This window comes from Vibrio sp. QJM3NY_39 (assembly GCF_057785895.1).
Genome location: NZ_CM173505.1, coordinates 2090253 through 2111384 on the forward strand (window position 1 = coordinate 2090253; position 21132 = coordinate 2111384).

The 21132-nt window shown below is 45.2% G+C and carries 3 protein-coding genes; all 3 read right to left on the minus strand.

Annotation, left to right across the window (positions count from 1 at the left end):
• Positions 1-32: 32 nt before the first annotated feature.
• Entirely contained in the window at positions 33-17231 is a 17199-nt protein-coding gene (locus AC3CHU_RS09425) for a retention module-containing protein (RefSeq protein WP_488524417.1), read from the minus strand.
• 662 nt (positions 17232-17893) lie between these two features.
• On the minus strand, positions 17894-18820 hold the full coding sequence (gene speB, locus AC3CHU_RS09430; RefSeq protein ID WP_488524418.1) for an agmatinase: 927 nt from the start codon (positions 18818-18820) through the stop codon (positions 17894-17896).
• Positions 18820-20709 (minus strand): arginine decarboxylase, encoded by a 1890-nt coding sequence (gene speA, locus AC3CHU_RS09435; protein ID WP_488525485.1) that lies wholly within the window; start codon positions 20707-20709, stop codon positions 18820-18822. The genes speB and speA overlap by 1 nt, the downstream gene beginning before the upstream one ends.
• Between the last annotated feature and the right edge of the window lie 423 nt (positions 20710-21132).

Here is a 21132-nt window from a genome sequence, read left to right on the forward strand (position 1 = left end):
CTGCCTATTTCGTTTTGGCTTAATGGTTCGCGTTAACCGTGAGTAATCACATTCTGCTGGACTAATGCATCCAGAATATCTGAAGGCATAGTGCCACTTAGTGTTAACTGAGGAGCAAGGTCTTCAACCACAATCACCTGTTCCGTGGTCCCTACGCCATCTGGGTTGATCGTAAGCTCAATATCATTACCTTCCACCTTCGCGTCTATCTGTTGAAGCAACGCGGTCATGTCTGGAGATGTGTTTTTAAGCTCTGGCAACACTTCTCTCAAGTCAATACTGTCCCCTTCAGACAAATCAAAGTCGGTAATAGTATCTTCAACACCATCTTCAACATTAAGCCATACGAACGAATCCATACCATCGCCACCGGTTAGAATATCTGAACCGCCGCCGCCGATGAGTGTGTCGTTACCATCACCGCCCACGAGCGTATCATCACCTGCGCCACCTTCCAGTCGATCATTACCTGAGCCACCCGTTAAGTCAGTCGCATTAGAACCAGCCAGTAACTGAACATCATCGGTTTCCGAAGCCAAGTTAATATCAACCGCGTTAGACACAATGTTCAAATTCAGGTCAATCGATGTAGAGGTTGCCGTATCGTTGTTGTCAGTCTCTTCAGAAACTGCCTCAACTTTCAGTGTATAGTTACCTGGAGTTTGAGAAAGCCCAACCGCTTGTAAGCTTTCAATTGCATCCGCCGTTGCGACCCAAACACCACCGCCAAGATCCGTTACAGAACCCGCAGCACTGGTGATTTGAGCGCCAGCAGGCACATCACTAATATGCAGCGTTAGCTCTTCTGTAATGTCCGTTAAGGCCGCGATAATCCCAACCAAAGGAATGCCACTCGCACTCACCGACTGACTCGCAGTAATGTTTCTCACGTAATTAGTCGCACTATCGATAGACAGGGTTGGTGCATTCGCCACTGGCGTCACCGCGATGTTGTAAACCACAGGTGCTGTCTCTATCGCAATACCTGAAGGGTTTCCGCTGTCTTTGGCGACAACTTCTAATCCAATGCTATTGGTTGGAGACAGGCTCGCATCAAGGAAAACACCATTTGGACTGGTTGGCGTATCAATCAACGCATTCAGGTCGCTCAATGTTCCCACTAAGATGACTGAACCCGTGTTGTTGCCGTTAACGACAACCGTCGTCACAGCAGGAAGCGATACGTTTAATGTGCCGTAATCCACCGTCAGCGTGACTGTCATTAAGTCATCAGAGAATGCATTTACATAATCAGGGTCACTGACATTGATACCACTCAACAGCTGACCAGCATCCTCATCGACAGAGGTTGTGACACTGTCACCATTAACAACAGGCGTATCGTTCACTCCTTCGACAATCGCGGTGATCTCCGCTGTATCCGTTAGGAAATCATTGCTGCCGTTGGTGGTACCATCATCCTCTACGGTGTAGGTAAACTTAACGTTGCCGTTGTATTCATCAGCCGCCGTAAATACCCAGTATGGACCATTAATCGAGTTGTCGTCTGTCCCACCAAGATTCTCAAACTTCTGAATTTGCCCCTGACCTTGGTCGATAGCGACCTGAGTAACCGAAATGGCATGTCCCTCAGGGTCGGTCGTCGCTGTAATCAGGTCTTCAGCTTTGATGATTAGCTGACCTTCTTCAAGCATGGTGCCCAAATCAATATCGGTTGCCACTGGTTGGTCGTTCACTTCTGTCACTTTAATAGTGAAGGTAGTTTGATTCGTTTGAGCGGTATTGGGATCACCCGCATCAATCAAACCGTTATTACCACCGTCATCGAGCGTAGCGTTAATCGTTACTAACCCTCCCTGATTGAGGTAGTTCTGTTCAGGGTCCGGTTTGAATGTAACGTCACCACTAGCTAGAACGGTATTGATGTCGGCTTCTTTACCCGTCATGACAAGTGAGCCATCAGCTTGCAAGACAAACGTCACGCCATTAGAGATACTATTTGGGAATACAAACTCGCCCTGTGCACCCGGCAGTGTTTGGTCGACTTTAAGCGTCAGTTCATACGGAGCATCTGGATTATCAAAGTTTGCGTCAACATCGTAGATACTGAAGTTGTCGATAGCAATGCTAAGATCTTCCGCCGTTTCAATGTTGGTCACATTCACAAACGTCGGTTGATCATTGATAGGATCAATCACTAAATCAACATCGAAGCTGGTTGGTGTACCTAAATATTCGGTGTTGTCAGCGTCGGTATCCACCGAGCGAACCGTAATCTGCAATGGTCCGTTAATGCCAAGCACATTGCCCGTATCGCTGTTGTGCTCACCTGAGTTGAATACGATCTTATCTAACGACTGAGCAGGAACATCAAGTGTCCATAGTTGTGTCGTCGGATCGTAGCTGCCCAAGGTCGTGCCATCTGGATAGAAAATAGAAGCATCTTGAGGCACACCCGCCACTTCAACTCGAAGTGTTTCAGGTGCATTTTCAGTAAACGTTCCACTTCCTGTTGCCGACAGCTCTTTGTCCAAAATCGTCGCATTGATTTCGATATCAATGTTTTGGCCTTCATTGCCTGTCACAGAGTCGGTCGGGTTAGTATCGACATCATCACCAACAGGTACCACATGCAGTTTGAAGCTTGGCAAGTTTGCCGCCGCAGTAGGCACACCCAACAAAGATTCTTGAGTGAAGACTTCAACGCCAAACTCGGCCGTACCACTGAAGTTTTTCGGCGGTAAAATCGACAGCTCACTCAGGTCGAATGACAGTCCTGATGCTTGAGGCAGTTGAACACTCCATTCACCACCACCGTTGTTCTTCACAGTATAAGTTGAGGCAGCATCTGCACTCATTAAGAAGCCATCTGGTACACCAGTGAACTTAATCGAAACGAACTGCTCTGAGCCATCAAGGTCAGTCAATGCGATCGATACAGGCCCCGTACCTGACAAGGAAATAAGTTGGTCTTCGTTACCTGTAATCTCGATAACATCCGGATCACTGCCCGGCCCTGTGACAAGGACATCATCCACGACAGGAACCACTTCAAAGTTCACACTCGTAGAGAAAGTATCCGTGTCGGTTGCACTGCCAACAGGAGAAGCTGTCTCATTGTAGGTAGCCGTATCGGTAATCGTCCCACTGACATTCACTTGAACCTGATTAACGTCATTACCCGTTGGATAATTAGGAGCAGCTCTGAATAAGACGTTATCTAGAGCACCCGCGTTAATCTGAGCTTCATCGAAGGTCACCGTTGTGCCAAGAGATACACCCGCGCTGGTATAAAACGCACCGACACTCGTGTCATCCAAAGTCAGCGTAATAGATGTGAATTTTTCGTCACCACCTTCAACCCCACTTACTTGGTCAGTAATAGTTGAGCTGAAATCAAGCTGGATATAGGTATCTTCGTAGCCAACTGGATCTTGCCCAGCCTGGCCATCGGTATCGACAGGATTAAACAAGTCGTCCAATGAGCCTGTGACTGTAACGTCGATGTCTGGGTTGCCTTCAACATCTGGCGCGACTTTGATTACCACATCGGTCTCCAAGGTTTTTTCATCACCTGAAAGGAGATCTTTGGTCACAATGGTTAGTGGTAACTTAAAGTCACCAGAGTAGTCCGCTGGTAGGTTCAGTAACAGCCCAGAAAAGTCCGTTGAAACGCCTTGGTCGACTGTTGTTTCGAATACATATTTGCCGTTAACGAAGTCGACTTCACTGCTTCCCGACAAACTGATTGGGAAGGTGCCGCCTGGATTAATAGTAACTGAGTCATCAATAATGATGGTCACTTGGTCTGTTGAAGCATCCTCGCCAGAGAAAGTGATCAAACTATTTAGCGCAGATCCTAAGTCTAGCTGTGTGTCTTCTATAGCATCGACAACGCTATCTGGTGTCATCGTAATATCTGCAGCCACCTCATTCCCGCCAACAAGCACTTCTGGGAACGATAGATTTACTTCACCTTCCCTTTGAACCGCCGCTGATGACTCAATTTCAACACCATCACCGCGATCAACCACTGTACTAAAGATGGTCATCTTGATGTCATTGAAAACGCCAGAGGTGCCTGATAGAGGTGGAAAAGCAAGACCGTTCGGTGCACTGATGCTAAATATGTCTTCATTCGTTACAACCCAGCGACCATTACCTTCGTATGCAGCACCGATAACAAGTAACTGATTGAGCACATCATCTGATAGCGCCGAGTCGTCCACGTTTGTTAATTGGATAACTAACTGGTCCACTTCTTCGATAGCGGACGAAGCATCAGTTTCTTCGTAACGAATAACAAACTCATCCGTTACCGATGTATTGTCACTGTTGGTTGTAAATTTGAGGACACCATTCTCGTCAGCGACGATAGTCGATAAGTCCCCAGAACCATCTTCATTAGAGACAACCAGCTTGTTGCTCGCATCTTCAGGCTCAACTACAGGTCGAACTCGAACATCGATAGAACCGTTAGTCGTCGCGGTAACAATGCCCTGACCAGGATTAGTTGCATCAACATACTCATGATCGCGTTCTTCGATCATTACAACGGTATCAAGCGTGAAATCAGTACTTGAGTCTTGAGCTGGAGTGATTTGGATGAAGTTATTGTTCAGCGCAATTTGAGTGAACTCTTCTGGCGTCTGGCCACTCTTAGGTGTGATGGTTAAAGTGCCTGCGGCAGCATCGTAAACCCAAATTACATCGCCATTAACCACAACACTTTCAACATCCGTTGGAATGTCACTGATGACAATAGAAGTGAAATGCTCATCATCATCAATATAGTCAGTACCCTCTGGGTGCCAATCAATGTTGATAGCCGTATCTTCGTCGCCGTTGGTCACGGTATTGTAAGTTGCTGAGGTATCGATCCTAGGCTCTACCAACACTCGAACTTCCTGATCAAAAGAAAGCGTATGACCATCGTTTTCCGTTACGACCACTTTGCCTTGAATGTGGATATTCTCGGTCGAAGAGTCAACAGGTCTGATACGAATGCCCGACGTTTTGCCCGCATCAGTAATATTCGCTTCATAGATAGGTTTTGATAAATCAGGGCTACCGCCAGGTCCGGTTTCGTAACCGACAAAGTTAAGATCAATTACCGTACCGTCACCATCCTCGATTATAACGCCATCAGGAATACCCGATAGAATGACAGTGATAGCTTCGGAACCATCGTCCGGTAATGGTGTTGTGCCTGAAGCAGGCTTTCTCTCACCCGACAATACCGTGAAATCAAGCAGAGCAAAGCTGTCGCCGTTTTGACTCTCTTGAATCGTAGTTTGAACGCCGCTTGCAGTACCATCTGTAATTGAGGTCCAATCGGTACCATTCGTCCCACCATACGGAACATCTGCAACACCTTTAACCTCGACGTTGACCGTCTTATTACCCAGAATTTCTTCATCAACTTGTTGAGGGTTGGTTGACAAGTTTGCAGTATCTTTGACTACACCGGTAACATCAAAGGTGAAATCTACATTACTGTGTTTAGTTGGAACAACCTCAACATTAGCCAAATCGGAATATGCGATTTCTTGATAATTGGTACCATTAACGGTAGGAACTACCGTGGTTGTACCTACAAAGTAAAGCACTGCGCCTTCTGTGATATTACTGATACGGACAAACAGTTCTTCAGAGCCATCTGTGTCCACCGACCCTGTCATGGTAATGACTTCGTCTAACGTGAATGCGTCTTTATTGTCCAAAGGACCAATGTAATCAGGGTTATCGATGTTGTCTTCGTTGATCTGGATACGACTCACACTGAATTTGCCCGGGTCGGCGTCAGCAGTGACATCAATAATGATATTTTGCTCTACAGAACGAGCGGTCGTCTTATCGTTTGCTCCGCCGTTGGCTGAGTCATCGTATGGGTTAAGCGTCTCTTCCGTAATTGCCGTCGCTTTGAACTCAATCTGCCCAGAGAAGTTGTCGATTGGGTTAACGACTGTGCTATTGATATCAGCAGATGTGATGATATAAACACCATTAACTGGCGTAAGCACTGTGCCATTTTGATCAAGCAGCTCAAACTTCCCATCTCCCTGAACAACTTCGAGCTCGTAGGTAATGGTTTCAGTGCGGCTGTTATCTTGTGATTCTGCGTTTAATTGTAGGGTAACGTTGTCTTCATCTTCGTTCACTTGATACTGATACGTGCTACTGGTGTCATCCCAAGTTGCAATATCAGCTACAGCTTCAATCTCAATTCTGAAGTTTGAGTTTACGGTATGGTCTAGCGAACCATTATTATCAATTTCGAGCTCATAATTGATTCGAACCCCATTTTCACCAGAGCCAAAATTCTGGTCTGGAACAAAGAACAAGTTGTCGATTGTCGCGATGGTGTCTAATGGTTGGTTCGAGCTTGGAGCAAAGCTCTGCTGCATTTGAGGCGGACCAAACAAGATATCACCGTTTGGTTCTGCCACTAGTTTGTGATAATCCACGCCATCAAAGTAATAGAACGTCCCTCTGTGATTGCCACTTTGGATCGTCAATTGGCCGATGGACTCGTTGTTATCTTGGTCCTTCAGGTTAACCTGCAACGTGACTTGTGCAGGGGCATTAGGCAAACCACTCTGGTTATCTTGAACGTTCTCTAGAGTCGGTGCATCGCCTGTTGCGTAAAGTATGGTTGAATCTCTACCCGCATCCTCGAAGGTCGTCACTTTCAGCGCGATTCTTGTAGAGTCCTTATCAGTAATCGTAATATCTAACGGAGTTTCAGAGGTGTCTAAGTCTCCATCCGTCGCAATCACGTTAATCGAGAAGTCGATGGTGTCATCACCGTCATGATCTAGATAGCCATTAGCTCTAAATTCTATTTCGCCATTTGAGTTGATACGTAAAGTACCCAGTTGCCTTTCCTGAGTACCACCATTGCCATCATCGGTCTGCTCATAAACACGGATAGTTCGACGTCCACTTTGAACATTCAAGCCATCGCTAAAGCCAGTATTGTTACCTCGTTGAAAAACAATATCAGCCCCGTTACTTGAGATACCTTCAATTCGACTCAGTACCGCGCCATCAGCCCCCACATCCGTCGCATTGGCAAACATATCGACTTTAGAACCATTGTAATTCTGACCTTCAATACGAGTAATCGACTGAGTTGTCACTAACGGAACATCATCGGTTACCGTAATTTTCAAATCGATTGCGTTTGATTGGTCTTGATCAAAATCTTCAGCCACGACCGAGAAATCAAGTTCGATGTTGTTTTCATCGGCACCGTCAGGGTGTTCAAGCGGTTTAAACAATTCAAATTGATAGCTGTTATCTGACGTATCAAAAATAATCTCGAAAACAGGCACTTGACCTGTGGCAGTTTGAGCAACGTAAGTAAACGTACTGCCTGATACAGAAACAGGTAACCACTCTAAGCTTTCGCCGTCTGAAGTTAAGCCACTAAGCACTAGGTCTTCATCAACAAGCTCATACTTCACAACGCCATCGGCACCTTCATCGACTGTGAACAATCCATTGATGATGGTGTCTTCAGATTGATCGGAACCAATGCCAGTAAGATCGTCTTCATCAACAACCGTTTCACCAGTCGGCGCCGTCATTACCGGTACATCATCAATAACTTCGATGGGTAATTTATACTGGTTGGAATCATCACCATCACTGTCAACAGCCACTACATCAAAGGAGATAGGCAGCTTATTTCTCGCCTCTGAGCTAGGCTCATGATCTAGAGGACCAAGTAAGGTAAATGTGTATGACCCATCGTTACCCAAAACAAGAGTAAAAATCGGTGTTCCACTTGTGGTGGTTCCTTGATAGATGGTTGTGTTCGCTGCTCCAGAGACCTCAGTAATCGAAATTGCTTCACCACTTGAGGTAAGCGTAGTTTCTAGAGTCGCTATATTACGTAGTTCGTAAACCTCGACTTGATCTGCACCTTCTGTGGTTACAAACGAACCCGTCGCTTGTGCCAGAGTGCCCAAATCATCTTCATCAACCACAAACGTACTCGCGACAGTGGTGTCAGTAATGGTTGGAACATCATCGGTAATGGTCACGGTAAGGGGTTTCATCACTGAATCAGTGTTGTCTTTGTCGACTGCGATTACTGGCAAGGTGAAGATTTGATCATTGTTACCTTGTACAGGCAGGTGATCTAACTCTTCCAACAAAGTGAATATGTACTCTCCTAGAACTACGCTGTTAAACGTGATGGTGAAGATATCCGTTTGAACACCGCCGCTTTCAACGTAACCAATATAATGATCGCTGTTTAGAGGATCTTCTTTTAACTGAACCACCAAACCATCCGCTTTCAGATCGCCTGATGTGTTGAATTGAGCCGGATCAATACGGAAGTGGCTCACATCATCACTTCCTGCTGTGAAAGTAATGGTTTCAGTTTGGCTAACAGGTAAACCCGGTGAAGAACCATCAATCAGATTTGCTTCAGCCAACGCGACAGTCGGTACGGTGTCGATAGTTGGTGGCGCGCCATCGGCAATAGTTAACGTCACTGTAGACGTCACGATATCGCCGTCTTTATCTTCAGATGTCACCGTAATGGTCTTGACGATATCGCCACTAGAGTGGTCTAGATTGCGGTTAGGTTCAAAACGTACATCCCCTTCGAGATTGATAAACAAGGAACCTTCAGTGAACACAAATTCTTGCTCACCCGTGTCGGTTTGTACCAAGGCTGTTTCAGCTTGATTGTCATACACAAACTTAGTGATTGTCGCGCCATCTGCACTTTGCGCAGGCATCACATCAAAGACTGTTGTAGTTGGTGTTCCCGTAATTGGCTCCGTGATGTTGAGCGCACCTGATTGCATCAGCTGAACATCATCGGTGATGGTGACAGTCAGCGGTTTAGACGCTGAAATATCACCATCAGTATCTTCCGCGTAAACAGAAAGATCAAAGCTCAGATCGTTATTTCCTAAACCATCAACATGGTCTAAACGCTCAAGCAGAGTAAATGTGTATTGGCTCGGATTCGTATCATCAAAATCCAGAGTGAAGATTACTTTCTCAACACCCGAACCATTAGTAGTAAATGCAATGTAGTCGCCAGAATTTACAGGGTCTTCACGCAAACTCAGTGACAAACCATCCGACTTCAACGCGCCGTTGATATTGAACAACCCTACTTCCACCACTATTTCAGCAATATCATCACTGCTTGCAAGTGAAGTGATCGTTTGAGTCACACTGACCGCGGCTGTACCAGGGGTAGAACCATCAGCAAGCAAGCTTTCCGACAGGCTAACACTCGGTACAACATTTAACGTTGGGCCATCGCCATCAATAATGGTGAGCGTGACTGTTGAGGAAAAGATATCGTTATCAAAATCTGAAGACGTGAACACGATTGACTTAACAATGTTACCCGCAGAGTGATCAAGGTTTCGATTTGGCTCAAACCTTACGTCACCATCTAATGTTACAAACAGTGAACCTTCAGTGAAAACAAACTCTTGTTCGCCACTGATGTTCTGATTCAGAGTAATTGGAGAACCACCGTCATACGTGAACTGCGTAATGTTCGCGCCGTCTGCACTTGGTATTGGCATCACATCAACGGTAGTTGTTGTTGGAGTACCAGAATTTGGCTCGGTAATGGTTAAGAAGCCATCTTGCATTTGCTGGATGTCATCTTCTAGCGTAACCACCACATCGCGCTTCGTTGATTCAGAATCATCTGTATCAACAGCATAGATAGGCAAACGGAACGTAAGATCGTTGTAAAGCACACCATCAAGGTGATCAAGCGCCTCAATCAAGGTAAATATAAACTGAGCTTTGTTTGCACTATCAAAGCTAATGGTAAATACATCGGTAACGTTACCCATACCATCATCGGTATAACCAATGTAGTCACCAGCAGAAGCAGGATCTTCTTTTAGTTGAACAACAAGACCACTTGATTTCAACAGATCGCCAGGATTGAATTCGTTGGTCGCAATTCTAAAGTGACTAAAATCATCACTTCCTTCGGTGTAAGTGATTGTGTGAGTCGAACTTACCGGAGAACCAGTTGGCGTAGAGCCATCCGCTAGGTTGACTTCCGATAAGTTAACATCTGGAACCACGTCGATAACTGGATCGATACCGTCTTTGATCGTCAAAGTGACGTCCGCGGTATCTGTGTCGTTATCAAAATCACTGGTGGTGACGACAATCGTTCTTACAATGTCGCCGGATGAATGGTCAAGATCTCGGCTCGGCTCAAAACGAACCTCCCCTTCAATGGTGATGTACAGTAAGCCATCGGTTACGGTAAAGACTTGTTCTGTAGAAATGCTTGGGTCTAACGTTACAGCTGTGCCACCATCGTAAGTAAACTGTGTCACTTTCGCGCCATCAGCACTCTGCGTTGGCATAAGATCAATGATTGGTGTCGTAGGTGGCGTACCCGATGCCAAATCAGCTAATGAAGGCTCAATGATGCTCAAGGTACCATCTTGAACACCTTGTACGTCATCGGTGATCGCAACTGTCATTGGCGACATTGCAGAATCATCACCATCCGCATCAACCGCTAAAACAGGGACATCGAAGCTTAGTATATTGTTTTGTAATCCATCTACATGATCTAACGCTTCAAGTAGTGTGAACGTGTATTGCCCTAAATTGCTCGTCGAGAAGCTGATCGTGAAGACGTTGGTTTCTACGTTAGAACCGTCTTTAACGAAGCCAATGTAATTACCAGAATTAGCTGGCTGCTCTTTTATTTCGACATCTAGACCGTTCGATTTCAAAGATCCTGAAGTATTGAACTGCGTAGGGTCAATTCTGAAATGGCTTACGTCGTCACTACCCGCTGTGTAGGTAATGGTTTGTGTCATTGTCACTGGATTACCGGTTGGCACAGAGCCATCGGCCAGGTCCACTTCAGATAACGTAATTCCGGGAACAAGGTCAATAGTAGGAAGGTCACCATCAACAATCTTCAGCGTCACGGTCGATGTAACAATATCGCCATCGAGGTCAACAGACGTCACCTCAATCGACTTGGTAATATCACCACCAGCATGATTTTGATTACGTACAGGTTCGAAACGTATCTCACCTTCCGTCGTAATGAATACCGAGCCTTCCGTGAAGACAAACTCTTGTTCACCATTCACATTCAAATCAAGACTTTCTGCAGTCTTACCATCGAAAACAAATGAAGTGACTTTGGCTCCATCAGCACTTTGGTTTGGCATCACATCAAAGGTATTTGATGTTTCAACACTTGCTGCAGGCTCACGACTGGTGATTGTGCCGTCTTGCATCAACTGCACATCGTCGCCAATGGTCACGCCAAGCTGCGAGACTAACGAGTCATCGCCATCACTATCCACCGCATACATAGGTAGATTAAAGCTTAAATCGTTGTTGCCACGCGCATCTTGATGATCCAGAGCTTCGATTAAAGTAAATGTGTATTCACCTAAGGTTCCGGAGTTAAAGTCCAACGTAAATACTGTTGTCTCAACATTAGACGAACTGGTGGTAAAGCCAATGTACTGACCAGAGCCTTGAGGTTCTTCGCGCAGTTCGACCGCTAAGCCATTCGATTTAAGTGCATCGTTAGTATTGAACTCGGTTGGTTCTAAACGGAAGCGAACCACATCATCACTTTGGTTGGTGAAAGTAATCGTCTGTGTTGAGCTGACCGCGCCGGCACTTGGTACAGAACCATCAGCTAGGTTTGTTTCTGAGAGCGTGACACTTGGCACTGCATCTATGGTTGGAATATCACCATCGGTAATGGTTAGCGTAACGGTTGAAGTCACAGGATCGTTATCAAAATCACTTGAAGTAACGACAATCGACTTCACGATGTCTTCGCTGACAGAGTGGTCAAGGTCACGATTAGGTTCAAAGCGCACTTGGCCTTGAAGAGTGATGAATAATTCACCTTCTGTGAAACTAAACTGCTGCTCGCCTACGATGCTTTGATCGAGTGTTTTGACAATACCGCCAAATGAGAATTCAGTGATCGTCGCACCATCGGCACTCTGATTTGGCATCACATCAATGGTGTTGGTTGTGATTGTTCCGTCTGCAAGGTTTGGCTCAGTGATATCTAACGTACCGTCTTGCATTATTTGAACATCATCACCAATGGTCACATTGAGTTGAGACACCAGTGAATCATCGCCATCACTGTCGACAGCGTAAACAGGCAGGTCAAAGCTTAAGCTGTTATTCGCAAGGCCATCTACATGGTCTAACGCTTCCAGTAAGGTAAAGGTGTACTCATCTAGCGTGGTTGCCGAGAAACTAATGGTAAACACTGGAACTTCAGCGTTCGAACCATTGGTAATAAAACCGATGTAAGTACCCGGATTAGCAGAGTCTTCTTTTATCTCGACCGCAAAACCGTTCGATTTTAGTGCACCGCCCACATTGAACTCTGTTGGTTCAATACGGAAGTTAGTCACATCATCACTCTGATTAGTAAAGCTAATCGTCTCGGTTTGACTTACTGCGCTACCGCTCGGGCTAGAGCCATCGCTAAGGTTAGTTTCAGATAGAGTAACACTCGGCACTGCATCAATGGTTGGGATATCACCATCGGTAATCGTCAGCGTAACCGTTGCTATCACTGGATCGTTATCGAAGTCACTTGAAGTCACCATAATCGACTTCACGATATCTTCGCTGAGCGTGTGGTCTAAATTACGATTGGGTTCAAAGCGAACTTCACCTTGCAATGTGATGAACAGTGAACCTTCAGCAAAGACAAACTTTTGTTCACCCGTATCGTTTTGATCGAGCGTTATTACCGCCCCGCCATCGTAAGTAAACTGAGTGATTGTCGCGCCATCGGCACTTTGACTAGGCATAACATCAACAGTAGCTGTCGTCGGAGTACCTGCAGCCAAATCAGCAACCGTTGGCTCAATAATATTAAGCGCTTGGTTTTGCATGACCTGTACATCATCACCAATGGTCACATTCAGTTGAGACACCAGTGAATCATCACCATCGCTATCAACCGCATAAACAGGAAGATCAAAAGTCAGATCATTCTTCACTAAGCCATCTACATGATCCAACGCTTCAAGTAAGGTGAAGGTGTATTGACCTAAATTGGTACCCGAGAAGCTAATCGCAAATACGTTGGTTTCAACGTTTGAGCCATCTGTAACATAACCGATGTAGCCACCCGGAGTGGTTGGGTCGGCTTTTAGCTCAACCGCTAATCCGTTTGATGTGAGAGCACCACCAATATTGAACTCTGTTGGTTCAATACGGAAACTTGTCACATCATCACTTTGATTGGTAAAGGTAATGGTTTGAGTTGAACTAACCGCACTGCCACTTGGAGCAGAGCCATCACTCAGATTCGTTTCTGATAGCGTAACGCTTGGCACTGTGTCAATGGTTGGGATATCGCCATCGGTAATGGTTAGCGTTACCGTTGAAGACACAAGATCGTTATCAGAATCACTTGAGGTTACGACTATCGACTTCACGATATCGCCACTAGTATGGTCTAAGTTACGATTTGGTTCGAAACGAATATCGCCTTGCAGAGTGATATACAAAGACCCGTCAGCAACCACAAACTTTTGCTCACCCGCATCGTTTTGATCAAGCGTTAATACCGCACCGCCATCATAAGTGAACTGAGTAATAATCGTGCCATCAGCACCTTCTTCATCAAGTACATTAACGGTAGTTGTCGTCGGAGTACCTGCTGCCAAATCTGCAACCGTTGGCTCTTCAATTGTGAGAGAGTCATTAACCATCACTTGAATATCATCAGTGATAGTTACAGCCAGTGGCGACATTAGCGAATCATCACCGTCGCTATCAACCGCGTAGACTGGCAAGTTGAATGTTAGATCGTTATTGCCTTGAACAGGCGTGTGGTCAATCGCTTCCAGAAGCGTGAAGGTGTACTCACCCAAAGTGGTACTGCTGAAATCGAGTGTAAACACAGTGGTTTCGACATTCGAAATATCGGTCGTGAAACCAATATAATTGCCTGATCCTGTTGGTTCCTCTCGAATCTCAATGATCAAGCCATCGGACTTGAGCGCGTTGTTAGTATTAAATTCACTTGGTTCTAAACGGAATTTCTCAACATCGTCACTTTGATTAGTGAAAGTGATGGTTTCCGTTTGACTAACCGCGCTGCCACTTGGCGATGAGCCATCAGTTAAATCAGCTTCTTCAAGTACAACGCTCGGTACCGAATCGATAGTCGGATTGTCACCATCAGTAATGGTTAGCGTAATTGTTGAAGTCACCGGATCGTTATCGAAGTCGTTTGAAGTCACCACTATCGACTTCACAATGTCTTCACTAACGGAATGATCTAGGTCGCGGTTCGGCTCAAATCGCACTTCACCTTCAAGGGTGATAAACAGTTCGCCTTCCGTGAAACTAAACTGCTGCTCGCCATTGTCATTTTGATCAAGTGTTCGTAGCTGACCGTCATAAGTGAACTGAGTGATCGTCGCGCCATCGGCACTTTGGTTTGGCATGACATCAATGGTGTTGGTTGTGATCGTACCGTCAGCCAAATTTGGCTCGGTGATATCTAACGTACCGTCTTGCATGATTTGGACATCATCACCAATGGTCACATTAAGTTGAGACACCAGTGAATCGTCGCCGTCTGTGTCAACTGCATAAACGGGCAGATCGAAACTCAGATCGTTGTTATCTAGACCATCCACATGGTCTAACGCTTCAATTAGAGTAAAGGTGTATTCGCCTAATGTTGTTGCCGAAAAACTAATGGTGAACACTGGGATTTCAGTGTTCGAACCATCGGTAATAAAACCGATGTAAGTGCCCGGATTAGCAGAGTCTTCTTTTATCTCTACCGCAAACCCATTCGATTTCAGTGCACCGCCCACATTGAACTCGGTTGGCTCAATACGGAAACTCGCCACATCATCACTGCCCGCAGTAAAGGTAATCGTTTCAGTCGCGCTCACTGCACTTCCGCTTGGTGCAGAACCATCAGCAAGGTTGGTTTCGAATAATGTTACAGGTGGAATCAAATCTATCGTTGGGTTCTGACCATCTGTAATACTTAACTTAAGCGTTGATGTATCAGTATCGCCATCACTATCTTCGGCCAAAAATGAAAACTGTTTGACGATGGTTTCACTGCTTGTATGGTCAATATCACGAGCCACTTCAAAGCTAAAATTACCATTCAATGAGATAGTGACCACACCCTCCGTAAAACTGAAGGTTTGATCAGCATCAGGTAATAAACTTTGATCTAACGAATAGTCAACACCGTCGAAGTTGAACGATTGAATTGTCGAACCATCGGCGCCTTCGAAATTGAATAGGTTATACGAAACAACGGTATCGCCCGCTAAGGTCGGCTCGGTGACTGATTCAACCTTATCAACTAACTCAACGACATCGTCTTTAACATTGACTAGGATCTCAGCGGCTTCTGGTGTGTTCGAACCTCCAGACAATGCAGAGCGGTCACCATCCGCATCAACGGCATAAATTGGCAATGCAAAGGTCAGCAGCGCATCTTCAGCGCCTTGATGTGAAAGGTCTTCATACAGATTAAATTCGTAGCTCCCTAATGAAGGGCTGTCAATTTTAACGTCAAAGACCGTAATTCTCGAACCATTGACCTCAACATAACCTTCGTAGGTTCTTACACCGTTGGTTTCATCAATCAACTCAAGTAGCACAGCCTCGCCATTTGAAACCAAGCTGCCACCAGTATTAAATTCTGCCGGCTCAAGTTCATAATGGTCAATGATGTCACTTTCAAAAATATCCGCGATAATACTGCCGCTACCAGACACTGGCGCCGTGCCCTCTTGTGAGCCGCCAACAATACCCGCTTCATCAACATCAATACTGTCAACATTAGTGATAACAGGACTATCGCCATCAGTAATGGCAATGTTGATGGTATTGGTTACAACATCTTGGTCAAAATCAGTAATCGTGATTGGCAAAACGAACGTCAGTGAATCGGTACCCACTTGTTCTATCGGATTAGACTGCTCGAATTTATAGGTGCCATCGGTATCTAGAGAAATAGTGAGAACAACCTCACCTCGACCTTGGATGGACAGAGTAATCGTTGTTCCATCGTCAGAAAGTCTCGCAAGCGTGTTTTGATTGTCGCTGAGCAACCCATCAAACTGGTCGAGTGCGCTTGCATCAAATACGGCTGATTGAAGGATATCACTACCAATATTTGAGAACGTCCCTTCGATTGTCGAGCTACTAGTTTCAACGTTAGTGATATTGACACTTTCAACAGACGGATCTATCCCGTCAAACACTGAAACCTGTGCGTTAACGAATGTTGCTAGCGGATTTCCAGCGGTGTCTACACCTTGAATATCAAAAGCAATATCTATTTGATCGCCAGTGTAAGAAACCTGACCACCGCCAACAGACGGTACATGGTCAATCGGCAGAGAAATCGTTGTGGTTAGAGAAAGCTCAATGTTATTACCAACACTGACGGCATCAATATCGATACGTAATACTTCGTCGGTACCTTGAACACCAACGATAGAATTAGTCGCCGCGTCATACGTGAAGGTGACGGGCTGACCACTTGAAGTAATGTCGGTGTTTAATTCACTAAGCAGTGAAGCTAGGGATAGCGTTTCTGGTACGAAAGAGTCAGGAGCGAGCGCTAAGCTGCCAGCAATAATCGTTTCTGTGGTTGTTATAGATTGGGGATAAGTATTGCCAGATATGGAGCCTTCAGTCAGTGTTTCACTGATTGATTGACCACCCGAGGAACGAGTGAGCGACCTGAATTCTTCTCTGTCTTCATCAACGGTTTGTTCTGCTAAACCAGCGGTCTCAAAGAATGTCGATGGATGAGTTTCTGTATAGTTATAATCAATCGTCACAAAGCCGGCATTCGCAGAGCCTAGTCCGCCACCAGCCGCTGTTGCCTCTAAGATTTGAGTCGGATCGGCACCACCTAAAATAGCTTCTTGGATTGCAGCAAATTCATCATCATCAAAATCTCCAGCACCGGCTTGCTGTAAGTCAAAATTAACTTCTCCAGCGATCGGAGCATCAGCCCACGCTAAATCTTGATCAACACAGCCAACACAATTGCTTGTCACCTCAGTGACACCGTTTGGGGTACCTAATACAAGCTCTGCTTGGTTGGCAGTGATAACAATCTCGTTTTCACGAATAATATCTCCAGCTGAAATTTTTCGTGCGCTTCCGTCAGACTTAACCGCAATGACTTCTCCACTCACTACCTCTACAACTGCAGCTTGGCGCGAAACTTCAATACCCATATATCCCCCGAGGTCACAAAATGCTGTATTGCCCAACATCGTGAAAATGATAGTAATAACGGTTTCAGGCTTAAATTATATTCAGAACTTATTCTCTTCATTAACAATCAATTACGTAGACTGATGTATGTGATGAGTCAGTTCCGTTTCGCCTGTTTTTTTTTATAGTTGACTTAACCTTAAGCCTAGTCTTTCTTATCCGAAATGTCATGTGTGTGCGAAGTGACTTCTTTTCACAAATCTAGGCATTCACTTTAGTTTGTTCATGGACTAAGCAAAAGTTTATAGGGTGTTGATTAATATGCAATAAAACGCACATCTTAATTACACCTCAAATTTTTATAAATATATACAGTAATAAAGTTGATAAATCATTAGGATTTATGGGCGATTGATAGGGTCGATATATACCTAAACCCCAAAGAAGAACTAAATCCCATATTTGAGACAAGGTGCAGCATAAAGCTGATGAGAAACTGTTCAAACACCGTATATGGCGTCAATTACATATACAACCGTTAGAGTATTGAATGGGTACGCAGGGACAATGAGTAGAAGTTGCAAATGGATATTTCGAGGTATCCAAAAAAAGCCCACTAAGTTGAACCTTAGTGGGCTTTAAAATCAGTATATAGCGTTATGCTGTTAGCAATGACACACAACTATTTAGCAAGGCGGTTCGCCGTCCAAACGTAAAGCAGCTCGAGAGCAATCGTCGCACCAGCCAATGCTGTAATTTCGCTTTGGTCATAGGCAGGAGACACTTCTACAACGTCCATACCAACCATGTTGATACCTTGCAAGCCACGGATAATTTTCAGAACTTTATCTGAATTCAAACCGCCGCATACCGGAGTACCTGTACCCGGAGCAAAAGCAGGATCCAGACAATCGATATCAAACGTTAGGTAAACTGGCTTATCACCAACAATGCCTTTTACTTGAGCAATGATCTCGTCTTCGCTCATGTCGTTCGCTTGCATCGCGTTAATAACGTTAAAGCCGTGTCCTTCCTGCTTGTACTCTGTGCGAATACCAATTTGCACTGAATGTTCAGGCGAAATTAAACCTTCATTTGGCGCATGGTAGAACATGGTACCGTGATCGTAACGACTGCCCTGACTGTACGTGTCAGTATGTGCATCGAAGTGAATCAGCGCCATCTCACCGTACTTCTTGCCGTATGCTCTTAGCAAAGGCAATGTAATGAAGTGATCGCCACCTAAACCTAACAATGTTTTACCACTGTTTAGAATCGCATCAGCAGCCGCTTCTAAACGTTGAGTTAAGTCTTCAGCATCACCGCAATCAAACACAAGATCGCCCGCATCAATCACCGAGGTATGTTCGAATACATTGAAGTCCCAAGGAAACTTTTTGCCTTCCCACGCCAAGTTTACTGACGCACGACGAATCGCATCTGGTCCCATGCGCGCGCCCGGACGACCCGACGTCGCCATATCTAAAGGCGCGCCCAACACAACCACATCAGCATCATTGTCGATTGGATTTTTCACCAATGGACGACGCATAAACGTCATTGCATTGGAGTACAGCGAGTAATCTGGTTTAGTAAATAGATCGTTCATTAAAAATCCTCAAGATAGGTGTAACCCATCAAGCCTTGCTCTAACTCTTCAAGTACGCTTTGTTGCTCTTGTGCTGGTACTTTCGCCGTGACCAAATCTTTGTAGTTCTGACGAATCAGATCTGTATCGATGTGAACATAACGCATCATGTCTTCAACCGTGTCGCCTTCGTTGATGTAATCGATGTTCGCTTCACCGCTTTCGTCAACGTTGACCACTACGCTGTGCGTATCACCAAATAGGTTGTGCATATCGCCCAAGATCTCTTGGTATGCGCCTACTAGGAAAAAGCCCATCAAATAAGGTTCATCTGGGTTCCATGCAGGAACTGGCAGCGTTGTTTCAATACCTTGACCATCAACGTACTGATCAATCGTACCGTCAGAATCACATGTGATATCCAATACCACAGCGCGTCGCTCGTCCGCATTATCCAAACCACTTAGAGGCAATACAGGGAATACCTGATCGATACCCCAAGCATCTGGCAACGATTGAAACAACGAGAAGTTCACGAAAAACTTATCAGCCAAACGCTCGCTCAACTCATCCAAAATAGGACGGTGGTAACGGTTCTTAGTGCTCATTCGAGAGCTAAGTTCGTAGTTAATACGCAAAGACATCTGCTCTGCCCAAGCACGATGCTGAAGATTCAGCATACCTGTGGCAAATTGGTTGTGCGCCTCTGCGATATCGCTCTGCGTGTCGTTGTAGATCTCGATCAACGCTCGGTCATCATTACCCGCATCTAGCTCTAAGAAATTCTTCCACATGTTGTTTAGCAACATTGGTGCGTCAGCTTCTGGAGCCGCCATGTCTTCTGGAGAGTAGCTCTCGGTACCAATCACGTTGGTCACAAGCACAGCGTGGTGCGCAGTCAGTGAGCGACCAGATTCCGAAATAATCACAGGTTGTGGCTGATTGTAGAGCTTACAAATGTCCCCTACTGTCATCACAATATTGCGAGCGTACTCAAGCAAACCGTAATTCATTGAGTTTGAAGACTGGCTGCGTGTGCCGTCGTAATCCACCGCCAAACCGCCACCCACATCGAGGTACTTCAATTGAGCCCCGATATCGCGCAGTTCACAATAGAAACGCGCCGCTTCACTCACGCCATTTCGCACATCACGAATATTGGCCATTTGTGAGCCAAGATGGAAATGCACTAACTCGAGAACATCGAGTTGGTCTTCTGCTTTTAAACGTTCAATAACGGTCAATACTTGTGATGCAGACAATCCAAACTTCGACTTCTCACCACCACTTGCTTGCCATTTACCAGCGCCTTGAGAAGCAAGACGAATACGCAAACCTAAGCGAGGTTTCACGCCAAGCGCTTTCGCTTCAGAAAGAACAAGATCAAGCTCTGACAGCTTCTCTAGAACGATAAATACTTTATGACCTAGCTTTTCGCCAATCAGCGCAAGACGGATGTATTCTCTGTCTTTATAACCGTTACAAACGATCACTGAGCTCGCTTTTTGAGCCAGCGCTAATACCGCTAATAGTTCAGGCTTGCTGCCCGCCTCTAGACCAAGCTGCTTCTGCTCTAATTGAGCTTGGCTCGCTAAGATCTCGTCAACCACTTCTTTCTGTTGGTTAACTTTAATCGGATAAACAAGCAGGTAACGGTTGTCGTACTGATATTCGTCGATCGCTTGGTTAAATGCGTTACAGATATTATGCACACGTTGATGCACAATTTGAGGGAAACGCACAAGAGCAGGCAAACCAATATTTCGCAGCTCTAACTGTTTTACGATCTGACTTAGCGGAACTTGATGATCGGTTTCGCTCGGTGAAACATACACCTCGCCGTTATCATCAATTCCATAAAAACCTTGGCTCCAGTGCTTTACATTATACTCAGCACGGATGCGTTCCAAATTAACCGAATTTTCCAATTCTAGAGACCTCACACTATAGGGCCATCGACAGAAGATACCTCATTGGAATAGCGAGGTATAACCCAACAAAAAACGTTCAAAAACGATTTGTTGGCTGCATTAACCGATATTATTAAGAATGAGTCCAACCATTGATATTTGTGGTTACGATTACGTTTTTTTATCGACGATCAGACTTAAAGTGACAGATAAGGAATTACAAGGTTTTAGGCCAAAAAACAGTCTGAAGCACATGAGATTTAAAGCACTTTCTAACAAAAACTCAGGTGAATAAAATACCAAAGACACATAAAATTCTTAGCTATTCTGGTCAAGTTAAGTCAGGGTTGTGCCAAATATAACCACTTATCTACCACAACTCTCGCTATCACCAACACAACTTGTATCCCGCGATTCGATGCC

Excerpts from the sequence above, each read along its gene's own strand:
- speB (WP_488524418.1), bottom strand. The coding sequence starts at position 18,820 with ATGAACGATCTATTTACTAAACCAGATTACTCGCTGTACTCCAATGCA.
- AC3CHU_RS09425 (WP_488524417.1), bottom strand. The coding sequence starts at position 17,231 with ATGGGTATTGAAGTTTCGCGCCAAGCTGCAGTTGTAGAGGTAGTGAGT.